The organism is Paraburkholderia sp. UYCP14C (assembly GCF_004197395.1).
GTDB lineage: Bacteria > Pseudomonadota > Gammaproteobacteria > Burkholderiales > Burkholderiaceae > Paraburkholderia.
In genome coordinates this window covers 1-1,651 of the sequence record NZ_SELS01000230.1, presented here as the reverse complement: position 1 = coordinate 1,651, position 1,651 = coordinate 1, and the positions used below count along the sequence as shown (strand labels likewise).

Sequence of the window (1,651 nt, the reverse complement as noted above, 5' to 3'; positions counted from 1 at the left end):
CGGCCGAGGCCGTGTAAAAACATACAGAACAGCCGGTTGGTGAAGGCCAGTGGGGAGCACGATTGCGTTGGACAGAGACTCAAGCGGATGAAGAGATCCAGCGCGCTGGTGAACAACGTCGGCGCGCAAGCTCACGCGCCTGCCAGCTTCATTGCGCGCATCGTCTTTGCGAACCCGAGAATCCTGATGACTCGCTTGAGGTTGTATGCCAGCACATGCAAACTCATTTCGGCTGCAACATGGCCCAGACGGCGCGTCTGGAAGTGGGTCGAACCCATCCAGTGCTTGAGTGTGCCGAACACATGTTCGACCGTTCGGCGTCGTATCGTCATGGCGTCGAGCTGGCGATCTAATCTTGACTGCATTCTCTCGAGCACCGCTTCGTGTTCCCATCGGCGGATACGCCGATAATCAGCCGGTGTGCACTGGCCTTTCATCGGGCACTTCGGGCAAGCGCTGCTCCAGTAGGTATGCAAGGTCATCGGATTTCCGCGCTCGACCGAGCTGAATCGGTAAATCGCCCGCTGGCCCGCCGGACACAGGTACTGGTCGTCTCTTGCGATGTAGATGAAGTCGGCCCGGTCGAATCGCCCGTCAGCCTTTGCACTGGAGGTTTGCATTTTTGGCACCAGCGCCGCGATACCGGCGTCATCGCAAGCCTTGATCTCCGGGGCACTGAAGTACCCACGATCGGCCAGAGCCTTGATTGTCTTCTTGCCCATGGCATCGCGGGCGGCCTTGGCCATCGGGCTCAACTGCGTCCGGTCGTTGCCGATGTTCGTCACCTCATGGGCCACGATGAGGTGATGCTTCGTGTCGACAGCCACCTGAACGTTGTAGCCGACCACGCCTGTGCCCTTGGCTTGCGACATCATCGAGCGTGAGTCGGGATCAGTTAGCGAGACCTGTTTTCCCGGTAAATCATTTAACAGTTCCGCAGCATGATCCAGATCGCGCATCTGTTCGCGCAGCGTTTCGATCTTTTCCCGTAGCCGTTCGGTTTTTGCTTCTACCTCGGCCGGTTGGGTTCGGTCGGCAGTCTCCAGTGCGTCCAGATAGCGCTGAATGCTTTGCTCGATTTGTTCCTGACGCTTTGCGATCTTGTTAGGTGTGAAGTTGTTATCGCGGCTGTTGACCGCCTTGAACTTGCTGCCGTCGATGGCCACGACTGCCTGCGTGAAGAGTTTCAGGTCACGGCATATCACCACGAAGCGCCGACATACGTTGCGGATGCCGGGACCATTGCTGCGCCTGAACTCGGCAATCGTCTTGAAGTCGGGCGCCAGGCGACCAGTCAGCCACATCAGTTCGACATTGCGTTGACACTCCCGCTCCAGGCGTCGGCTCGACTGTACGCGATTGAGGTAGCCGTAAATGTAGATTTTGAGCAGAACGGCCGGATGGTAAGACGGTCGGCCTGTAATCGCAGGTGTGGCCCCTTCGAATCCCATGGTGGCCAGTTCCAGCTCATCAACGAACGCGTCGACAATCCTGACCGGGTTATCCTCTGCGATGAAGTCCTCGAGACATTCCGGCAGCAGCGTTGCCTGATTACGATCCGCGCCTTCGACAAATCGCCCCATCTTCGCCTCTCGCAACAACGGGTTGATTCAGTCTAGGCGATCAGTGCGTTTTTACACAGCCTCGGCCA

Annotated in this window: 1 protein-coding gene; it reads right to left on the bottom strand. The window is 57.8% G+C overall.

Annotated features, from left to right (window positions below; translation table 11 throughout):
• Positions 1-131: 131 nt before the first annotated feature.
• The gene (locus tag EVC45_RS44475) at positions 132-1,583 is read right to left on the bottom strand and encodes an IS1182 family transposase (protein ID WP_129964347.1); all 1,452 of its coding nucleotides are present in this window, start codon (positions 1,581-1,583) and stop codon (positions 132-134) included.
• Positions 1,584-1,651: the final 68 nt, after the last annotated feature.

Coding starts and splice junctions, on each gene's coding strand:
- EVC45_RS44475 (WP_129964347.1), bottom strand. CDS start 1,583: ATGGGGCGATTTGTCGAAGGCGCGGATCGTAATCAGGCAACGCTGCTG.